The sequence below is a fragment of the Streptomyces aureocirculatus genome (genome assembly GCF_000720475.1).
Classification (GTDB): Bacteria; Actinomycetota; Actinomycetes; order Streptomycetales; family Streptomycetaceae; genus Streptomyces; species Streptomyces aureocirculatus.
On the sequence record NZ_JOAP01000094.1, the window covers coordinates 1 to 9,785 of the forward strand.

6 protein-coding genes and 1 pseudogene are annotated in these 9,785 nt (G+C 74.7%); 3 read left to right on the top strand and 4 right to left on the bottom strand.

Annotated elements, in window-relative coordinates; all coding sequences use genetic code 11:
• Positions 1-2,042 (bottom strand): BACON domain-containing protein (locus IG78_RS52030; protein ID WP_430739069.1); only part of this gene is annotated, 2,042 nt, incomplete at its 3' end.
• 188 nt (positions 2,043-2,230) lie between these two features.
• Here IG78_RS52030 and radA point away from each other — a divergent pair.
• On the top strand, positions 2,231-3,640 hold the full coding sequence (gene radA / locus IG78_RS0140070; protein WP_030574342.1) for a DNA repair protein RadA: 1,410 nt from the start codon (positions 2,231-2,233) through the stop codon (positions 3,638-3,640).
• A gap of 90 nt (positions 3,641-3,730) precedes the next feature.
• Positions 3,731-4,855, top strand: coding sequence for a DNA integrity scanning diadenylate cyclase DisA (gene disA / locus IG78_RS0140075; RefSeq protein WP_030574345.1), 1,125 nt, complete (start codon positions 3,731-3,733; stop codon positions 4,853-4,855).
• A 116-nt stretch (positions 4,856-4,971) separates the two neighbouring features.
• Here disA and IG78_RS0140080 read toward each other — a convergent pair whose 3' ends face one another.
• Positions 4,972-5,793 (bottom strand): hypothetical protein, encoded by an 822-nt coding sequence (locus IG78_RS0140080; protein WP_030574348.1) that lies wholly within the window; start codon positions 5,791-5,793, stop codon positions 4,972-4,974.
• A 206-nt stretch (positions 5,794-5,999) separates the two neighbouring features.
• Here IG78_RS0140080 and IG78_RS0140085 point away from each other — a divergent pair.
• Positions 6,000-6,626: pseudogene (locus IG78_RS0140085) on the top strand (phosphatase PAP2 family protein); the annotation flags it as partial.
• Between the two features lie 474 nt (positions 6,627-7,100).
• Here IG78_RS0140085 and IG78_RS0140090 read toward each other — a convergent pair.
• Together IG78_RS0140090 and IG78_RS47220 are read right to left on the bottom strand one after the other, a co-directional pair.
• Entirely contained in the window at positions 7,101-7,775 is a 675-nt protein-coding gene (locus IG78_RS0140090; RefSeq protein WP_030574355.1) for a response regulator transcription factor, read from the bottom strand.
• Positions 7,772-9,589 (bottom strand): sensor histidine kinase, encoded by a 1,818-nt coding sequence (locus IG78_RS47220; RefSeq protein WP_030574358.1) that lies wholly within the window; start codon positions 9,587-9,589, stop codon positions 7,772-7,774. Before IG78_RS47220 ends, IG78_RS0140090 begins: the two co-directional genes overlap by 4 nt.
• Positions 9,590-9,785 lie beyond the last annotated feature (196 nt).

Sequence of the window (9,785 nt, forward strand, 5' to 3'; positions counted from 1 at the left end):
GGGTTTGGTGGTGTGGGGCGGGGAGTCGGGTGGCCTGGGCGGGGTGCTGGGGTGGGGCGGCCGTAGCCGTTCAGGGCGATGACCGCTCCGGTGGGGGCGATCGTGACGCGTGCGCTCCAGTGCCCGGGCGGCTCGCGGTCGTCGTCCACGTACACCCTGATCGTGACCGACCCGCCGGGCGAGAGCGTGCCGGACGACTGGCTCAGGACGAGCCAGGAGGCACCGGTGCTCGCGGACCAGCGGACCGGCGAACTCCCCGCCCCGGTCAGCGTGATCAGCGTCACGCCGCCGTGTGACCTGGCCTGGACACCGATCCGCCCGGCACCGGGTGCCGACCCCGCGGGCCCCCCGGGGCTGATGACCTCCACGGAGACACCAGGGCCCCCGCGGCCGTCGCGGAAGCGGGGGTCGGAACCCGTACGGGCGTTGCCCGCGTTCTCATAGTCCTCGCGGCCGCCCCCGCCGCTGGCGCCGTCCTCCGCCTCGCTGACACCTGTCGCGCGGCCGTCCCGCCCCTCACCCGTGAGAGGCGCACCCCGGTAGGCCGCCCAGAGGGCGAGAACGGGGGCGGCCACGACCGTCGCGACGACCGTCGTGGTGACCGCCCGCGCACGCAACCGCCCCCGGCGAGCCGCGTGGTCCTTGGGGTCCATTGGGAAGCCACGGCGGTCGAAACGGGGCCCGCCGCCGCGAGCCCTGCGAGCCGTGCGCGGGGCGTGCGCCATGGCGTGGAGCAGAGCCGCGCGCGGGGCGGCGATCACCGGCAGCGCGGCCGGGGTGACGGCAGTGCCGGGCCAGGCGCCGGAACCCGCGCTCTCGGCGGTACGGCGGCAACGCGGGCAGTCGTCGACGTGCCGGACCAGCTCGCGGCGCAGGGCGGTGCCGAGCAGGACCTGGTTGTCGCCGGTGAGGCGGGCCACGATCGGGCAGGAACCGGTCTCGACGACGGCGAGGGCAGCGCGGGTGCGCTCCACCTCGCAGGCCGCGGAGGCGAGCAGTTCGCGGGCGGCGGCGGGGTCGAGGCCGAGGACGGCGGCGACCTCCTTGGGCGCGAGCCGGTGCCGGACGGCCAGCTCCAGGGCCTCACGCTGCTCGGGCGTGGTCCCCGCGGCCTCCGGCCAGGCCAACTGCGCCAGTTCGCGACGCCGGGCACGGGCGATGTCGTCGAGCGGCGTCGCCACGCCACCGGAGGCGTCGTTCCGGTCCTGCCGGTCACTCCGGTCCTGCCGATCGCTCCGCTCGTGCCGATCGCTCCGGTCCTGCCGGTCGCTCCAGTCGTGCCGGTCGCTCCAGTCGTTCCCGTCGTTCCAGTCGTTCCAGTCGTTCCCGTCGTTCCCGTTCCAGTCGTTCTGTGCGGCAGTCCGCGCGCCGTGCGCCGCACCCCCCGCGCCGGAGGGCGCCGGGGGCACCACGACTGGGCCCTGGGGCGCCGCGAAGGGGGCGCGCGGCACGCCGACGGGGCCCTGGGGGTGGTACCCCGGCACGGCCGCCGGAGCATGCGATGCGGCGGGCACGGGGTGATCCGGGGCTGCCGTCGCGGCAGCGGCAGCGGCGGGAGCACGACTCGCGTCGCCGCCCGCGCGCACAGGGCCCGCCAGGTCCGCCGGGTCCGCCGATGCCGGAGACGCCGGAGAAGCCGGAGACGCCACCGAGCCCGGAGACGCCGCCGAGGCCACCCCCCGGCCCCCGGCGTGCCCATGCCGCCCACGCTGCTTCGCCTCGGCCAGAGCCCGCAGGCACATCCAGCGGGCGAGTGCGTACAGCCACGCGCGGGTGTCGCCGTCGGGTCGCGCACCGCGGCGCTCGGCAAGGGCCAGCACGTCGCCGAGCGCGGCCGTCGCGGCGTCGTGGTCGCACAACACCGACAGGCAGTACGTGAACAGGCCGTCCAGGAACGGTTCGTAGTACGTGACCGGAGGCGCCGGGGGCGACAGCGGCGCCGGCGGCTGCGCGACCGCGCGTGGCACCACCCGCTTGCGGGCGCCCTGATGCGCCCGTTGCGCGCCGGTGGTGTACGTGGGGGTTTCCGGACTGCTGCTCATCACCCGTGCGAAGGTAGGCGCATGATGCAGACCCGTTCTGCCCCCTTGAGCGCATTTAATCCTTACGGGTGAACAGATCCCTCAAAAGGGGACAGGAAGCCAAGATTCCACTGCCCGTTCACGCGGGCGGGCCGCGGGCGACCCAGCGGCCGGGACCCGTTGTCAGTGGCGGCGGCTACGGTTCACGCATGGCTGCCCGTACGAAAACCGCCAAGGACCGCCCGTCCTACCGCTGCACGGAATGCGGCTGGCAGACGGCGAAGTGGCTCGGCCGCTGCCCCGAGTGCCAGGCATGGGGCACGGTCGAGGAGTACGGCGCGCCCGCGGTGCGCACGACCTCCCCCGGCCGCGTCACCTCCTCCGCGCTGCCCATCGGCCAGGTGGACGGCCGCAGCGCCACCGCCCGCACCACCGGCGTGGCCGAGCTGGACCGGGTGCTCGGCGGCGGCCTGGTGCCGGGCGCCGTGGTGCTGCTCGCGGGCGAGCCGGGCGTCGGCAAGTCCACGCTGCTGCTCGACGTCGCGGCGAAGGCGGCCACGGACGAGCACCGCACGCTCTATGTCACCGGCGAGGAGTCGGCGAGCCAGGTCCGGCTGCGCGCCGACCGCATCGGCGCGCTCGCGGACCATCTGTATCTGGCGGCCGAGACCGATCTGGCCGCCGTCCTCGGCCACTTGGACGCGGTGAAGCCCTCGCTCCTGGTCCTCGACTCGGTGCAGACGGTCGCTTCGCCGGAGATCGACGGCGCGCCGGGCGGCATGGCGCAGGTCCGTGAGGTCGCCGGCGCCCTGATCCGCGCCTCCAAGGAGCGCGGCATGTCCACGATCCTGGTCGGCCATGTCACGAAGGACGGCGCGATCGCGGGCCCGCGCCTCCTGGAGCACCTCGTGGACGTGGTGCTGCACTTCGAGGGCGACCGACACGCCCGCCTGCGCCTGGTCCGCGGCGTGAAGAACCGGTACGGGACGACGGACGAGGTCGGCTGCTTCGAACTGCACGACGAGGGCATCACGGGCCTGACCGACCCCTCGGGCCTGTTCCTGACGCGCCGCGCCGAGCCGGTCCCCGGCACCTGTCTGACGGTGACCCTGGAGGGCCGCCGCCCCCTGGTCGCCGAGGTCCAGGCGCTCACGGTCGACTCGCAGATCCCCTCCCCGCGCCGCACCACCTCCGGCCTGGAGACGTCCCGCGTCTCGATGATGCTGGCGGTCCTGGAGCAGCGCGGCCGCATCACCGCGCTCGGCAAGCGCGACATCTACAGCGCCACGGTCGGCGGCGTGAAGCTGTCCGAACCGGCCGCGGACCTGGCCGTGGCGCTCGCCCTGGCCAGCGCGGCCAGCGACACCCCGCTGCCGAAGAACCTGGTCGCGATCGGCGAGGTGGGCCTGGCCGGCGAGGTCAGAAGGGTCACCGGAGTGCAGCGCAGGCTGGCCGAGGCGCACCGCCTGGGCTTCACCCACGCCCTCGTCCCCACCGACCCGGGGAAGGTCCCGGCCGGTATGAAGGTCACCGAAGTCGCCGACATGGGCGACGCGCTGCGGGTCCTTCCGAGATCGCGTCGGCGAGAGGCCCCACGGGAGGACAACCAGCGCCGGTAGACTTTGCCCTGGTCTCGCCCATCCGTACGAAGCAAGGCGTGCGGCGGAGCGTCGGCCAAGGGTTGGACAACCTGCGACCAGAGGAGTGCAGTGGCAGCCAACGACCGGGGAGCGGCTCCCGGGAAGCCCGGTGGAGGCTCCGCTGCCGACGCGCTGATGCGCGCTTCCCTGAGCGCGGTCGCGCCGGGCAAGGCCCTGCGCGACGGCCTGGAGCGCATCCTCAGAGGCAACACGGGCGGGCTCATCGTGCTCGGCTCCGACAAGACCGTCGAGTCGATGTGTACGGGCGGTTTCGTCCTGGATGTCGAGTTCACCGCCACGCGCCTGCGTGAGCTGTGCAAACTCGACGGCGGCATCGTGCTCGACAAGGACATCACCAAGATCCTGCGCGCGGGCGTGCAGTTGGTGCCCGACCCCACCATCCCCACGGAGGAGACCGGCACCCGGCACCGCACGGCGGACCGGGTCAGCAAACAGGTCGGCTTCCCCGTCGTCTCGGTGTCCCAGTCGATGCGCCTCATCGCGCTGTACGTGGACGGTCAGCGCCGCGTCCTAGAGGACTCCGCGGCGATCCTGTCACGTGCCAACCAGGCCCTCGCCACCCTTGAGCGGTACAAGCTCCGCCTGGACGAGGTCGCGGGCACGCTCTCCGCCCTGGAGATCGAGGACTTGGTGACGGTGCGGGACGTGACCGCCGTCGCCCAGCGCCTGGAGATGGTGCGCCGCATCGCCACGGAGATCGCCGAGTACGTGGTGGAGCTCGGCACGGACGGCCGCCTCCTGACCCTCCAGCTCGACGAGTTGATCGCGGGCGTGGAGCCGGAGCGCGAACTGGTCGTACGGGACTATGTCCCCGAGCCCACGGCGAAGCGCTCCCGCACGGTGGACGAGGCGCTGTCCGACCTCGACTCCCTGAGCCACGCCGAACTCCTCGAACTGCCCACGGTCGCCCGCGCCCTCGGATACACGGGGTCGCCGGAAACCCTCGACTCGGCGGTGTCGCCGCGCGGCTTCCGGCTCCTCGCGAAGGTCCCCCGGCTGCCAGGGGCCATCATCGACCGGCTCGTCGAGCACTTCGGCGGACTCCAGAAGCTGCTCGCCGCGAGCGTCGACGACCTCCAGACGGTCGACGGGGTGGGCGAGGCCCGGGCCCGCAGCGTCCGCGAGGGCCTGTCCCGGCTCGCCGAGTCCTCCATCCTGGAGCGGTACGTCTAGCCTCCGGCGGGGCGAGCGGCGTACGCGGACAGCCCGGTCCCAGGTCGGCGGCCTCGGCCGCCCGACACCCGACCCCGGCCTCCCCCGGCGGGCGGCCCCGGGCCCGGCGGGCGGCCTCAGTCCTTGGCGAGCACGAACGACGCCGGAGCGACCTTGCCGAGGCCGGGCGAGCTGACCTCGACCAGATAGGTGCCTGCCTTGGCGCTGCCCGCCGGAGGCGTCGCGCACTGCGGGGCGCTGGCCTTGCGGTCCCACTCCACGGCGTACGTCACCTGTCCGTCCGCGGGCACCCGGTACAGGAGGCTCGCCCTGGCGCCGGGGCAGTCGGCGGAGGACCAGAGCGTGTCGTCCGCACCGGCCTGAGTGATCGTCAAGACGGTGCCCTTGCCGCCGAGATCGACCTTGCAGGCCTTTCCGCCGGTGTTGACGGCGGTCAGCTCCAGCTTCGGCTTCTGGCCGGGCGCGTAGGTGTTCCGCACGCTGCGCAGCTTCAACTCGACCGCGCCGGGCGTGCAGTTGGCCACGGTCGACCCCGCGGGCAGCCGCTGCCCGGATCCACCGCCGCCCTTGGCGTCGTCCGTGCCGCCGCCCCCGGCACCGCCGTCGGACGACCCGCCGGAGCCGGAGCCGCCTGAGCCCGCGGAGTCCCCGGAGCCCGAGCCGCCGCCGTCGGCGCCGTCCTGCGAGCCCTCCGACTCGTCCCGCCCGCCCGGGTGTTCACTGATCGCGGGCCCCGAACTGGAGGGCCCGGGGGTGATGGACGTCGCGGGTCCGTTGCCCGACGGGCCGTCGGCGCCGTTCTCGCCGTCGCCTCCGCCCGACGCCAAGGCCCATACGACAAGCAGCAAGAGGAGTCCGACCATGGACAGCAGGACGGCCCTCCGACGCCAATAGATGGAGGAGGGAAGCGGCCCGATCGGATTGCGCAAAGATCCCACGCCCAAACCTTACGAGAGAACCGGGCGTTGTCCTGCCCCACCCGCCGCCTCAGGTCACAACTTTTGCGGATCATCATTCCGGTCGGGCCCTCCGAGGGGCACGCGCACGCCCCCGCTCCTCCCCGCCACCCCTGACTTTCGTCAGGTCCGTGACCCACCGGTCGCTGGATGTGACGGGGCGGAACCACTTCGTACCGTCCGTAATCATGGACACCATGGATTCTTCTGGCCTCTACCTCGACGTCACCGAGTTCGCCCGTGACACCCCGGCCTGGGTGCAGCACCTCGCGGAGGTGTGGACGGAACTGGGCCTGCTGCTCTTCGGCGCGCTCTTCGTCGTCGCCTGGTGGCGGGCGCGCGGCGGCGACCCGCGTGCCGTCGCGGTGGCGGTCCTCGCGCCGCTCGGCACGGCGCTCGCGTACGTCATCAGCGAGGCCGTGAAGTCCGTCATCGAGGAGGAGCGGCCGTGCCGGGCGGTGTCCGGGGCGCTGAGGCCGCTCGTGGAGTGCCCGCCGCACGGCGACTGGTCGTTCCCGAGCAACCACTCGACGATCGCGGGCGCCGCCGCCCTCGGTCTCGCCCTCGCCTGGCCCCGCATCGCGGCCCTGACCCTGCCGATGGCCGTGCTCATGGCCTTCTCCCGGGTGTTCGTGGGCGTGCACTACCCGCACGACGTGGCCGTCGGTCTGGTGCTCGGCGCGGTCGTGGTGTTCCTCGCGGTGCGGCTCGCCGCCACCCCGGTGACGCGGATCACGGAGGCGATGCGGGGATCGCGTACCGGTGTCGTCCGGTGGTTCGCGGGCCAGGGCCCCGCCACGGCGTCCGCTCCCGCGGCGTCGAGTCCGGCCACCGCCTCGGCCTTCGTGCCCCGCCAGGACGGCCAGTACCGCAACTCCCTCCCGTACGAGCCCGCACGGGCCGCGGGGCCGGGGGGCGGCTACGCCCCTGCGGGGCAGCAGGCCGAGCGCCCGCAGGACCGGACGATCGCACTCCGCCGCCAGGACCGGGCGGCGGCGCCCCGGCAGGACGAGACGATGGCGCTGCGCCGGGTTCCGCAGCAGCATGACGCCCAGCAGCCGCAGCAGCCCGAGCAGCCCGGGCGGCAGTCCCAGCCGCACGGGGAGCCGTACCCCGGCCATCAGACCGGCCATCAGACCGAGTACGAGTACGAGCACGGCCACCAAGCCCAGTACCCGTCCGGCCATGGAGCCCAGTACCCGTACGGCGACGAGGCCGAGTACCCGTACGGGCGGGAGACGGCAGACCGGCCGGAGGACCCCCGCCACCCCCGCCCCTGAGACGGGGCTTCAGCTCGCCGTGGCGTCCCCGTCGTCCGCGACCAGGCCCGCCTCGTACGCGACGACTGCCGCCCGGACGCGGTTCTTGACCTCCAACCGGTCCAGGACGGCGCTCACATAGGCCTTGACCGTGCCCTCGACGAGGTGGAGGCGTGCGGCTATCTCGGGGTTGGAAAGGCCTGCGCCCACCAGGCCGAGGACCTCGCGTTCGCGGGGCGTCAGGAGGTCCACCCTGGCGCGGGCCTCGGTCCGCCGGCCGAGGCGCCGGGCGCCGAAGCCGTCGATCACCTGCCGTGCCACCCGCGGCGAGAGGAACGCGGCGCCGTCGGCCACCGCCCGCACGCCCGCGATGAGTTCGTGCGGGTCGCCGGACTTGAGCAGGAAGCCGGTGGCGCCGCCGCCGAGCGCCCGGGCGACGTACGCGTCCTCGGAGAACGTCGTGAGCATCGCGACCGCCGTGCCCGGCAGAGTCCTTACGATCTCCTCGGCCGCCGCGAGGCCGTCCAGGCGCGGCATGCGGATGTCCAGGAGCGCGACGTCGGGGCGGTGGGCGCGGGCCAGGTCGACCGCTTCGCGGCCGTCGGCGGCCTGGGCGACCACTTCGATGCCGGTGTCCGACGCGAGGATGGCGCCGACGCCCGCGCGGATCATCGCCTCGTCGTCCGCGAGCAACACCCGTATCACCGCACCCACTCCTGCTCCCCTTCCTTTTCCTTCTCCGTGTCTTCTGCGTCTTCTGCCTTCTCCCGCCGGTCAGTTCCCGCTTTGGGGATCACCGTCTTGTCCACCAGCCTTCCGTGGTCGAAGCAGAGCCTGAAGTGTCTGAGCGAGGTGAAGAGCTGCCCGCCGGAGCGGTAGTAGCGGCAGTCCGCGCCCGGGGGCGGCGGGCTCGGCGCGCGTTCGGCGGGCGGGTCGGTGACGCTGCGGTCCGGCAGCACGGCGGCGACCTCGGACTGGGGCTGGCCCACGCGCAGCGCCGCGTAGTCGGCGGGCCGCAGGACGGAGTGCGTCTCGGTGTACGCGTACCAGCCGAAGGCACCGGCGACCAGCACGGTTCCGGTGGCGACCGCGGCGCCGAAGGCGAGGGCGGTGCGCCGGCGGGCGAGGGCGAGTACGGCACCGGGGTGCGGGGGTGCGGGCGGCCGGGGTGTCGCGTCGGCGGCCTGCGGTACGCGTGCGTGGACGCGGAAGCCCTTCCCGTGCGCGCCCGCCGTCAGGGTGCCGCCGCTCGCCTCGACCCGCGTGCGCAGGTCGGCGAGGCCCGAGCCGCCGTTCCGCGGGCCGGGGCGGGGAGTGGCGCCGGGCGGGGGCGGGGCGTTGGTGACCTCGATCGTGGTGCCCGTGTCCGTGCGGGTCGCCGTTACGGTGACGGGGGCGCCCGGCGCGTACTTGGCGGCGTTGGTCAGGGCCTCCTGCACCACCCGGTGCGCGAGGCGCCCCGCGCTGCCGGGCGGCTCCGCGCCGTCGGCGGCGTAGCGCACGGGCAGGCCCGACTCCGCGGCGCGTGCCACCAGTTGGGCGAGGGTCTCGGCGGGCGGGGCGAGGGGTGCGGGCCCGGCGGGCGGGGCGAGGGGTACGGTCCCGCCGGGCGGGGCGACGGGTACGGGCCCGGCGGGCGGGGCGAGGGGTACGGGCCCGGCGGGCGGGGCGAGGGGTACGGGCCCGCCGGGCGGGGCGACGGGTACGGGCCCGCCGGGCGGGGCGAGGGGTACGGGCCCGCCGGGCGGGGCGAGGGGTACGGGCCCGCCGGGCGGGGCGAGGGGTGCGGGCTCGTCGTCCTCGTCGCGGAGCACTCCGATGATGTCGCGGAGCCGGTCCGTGGCGTTGGCGGCGGCCATGCGCAGGTCGGAGGCGGCGGCCTTGTGGTGGTCCGGCAGGTCGGCGGCCACCTGGAGGGCGCCCGCTCGCACCGCGATGAGGCTCAGTTCGTGGCCCAGGGAGTCGTGCATGTCCTGGGCGATACGGGCGCGTTCCCGCAACCGGGCGCGGTCGGCGACGATGCGCTGCTCGCGCTCCAGTTGGGCGGCGCGGGCCCAGCCCGCCGCCGCGAGCTCCTGGCCCTGGCGCCAGTAGCGGCCCGCGAGCCAGGGGAAGACGGCGCCGAACAGCAGGGTGCCGAGGAGTACCAGCCACTCCACGACCGGGTCCACGTCCCGGACCACGATCCGGGCGGTGCCCACGGCGCCGAGCGCCGCGAAGGCGAGGAGGGCCGGTCGGGCGCGGGGGCCGCGCTTGCCGAGGAGCAGGGCGAATGCGGCGAGGGCGGGGCCGTAGGAGACGGTGAAGAGGGCGGGGGCGGTGAGGCCGGGGGCGGCGGCGAGGAGGAAGGCCGTGAGCGGCCGTGAGCGCCAGGTGATGGCCGCCGCCGCGAGGATCGCGAGGCCCGTGAGGTGGCCCCACAGGGGGCGGGGTTCGTTGAGGCCTATCGCGTCGGCGCTTGCTGCGGGCACGGCGAGGGCCGCCCAGAGGGCGGTGTCCGTCGGGCGTGGCGTTCTCACTCCCCGGACGCTACGTGGCCTCCGGCGGTGCCCGCCCCTGCCGATCGTCAGGTTTCCCCCCGACGGGACCTCAACCGCCCGCCGCTCCGCTACGGACTCCCCCACCCACCCGCCCTTCACTGGCCACCCTGCGGTGACCCGGCACGCGGGGGGCACGGCTGCCACACGGAGCAGCCCGTGGACGAGGCGGACCTAC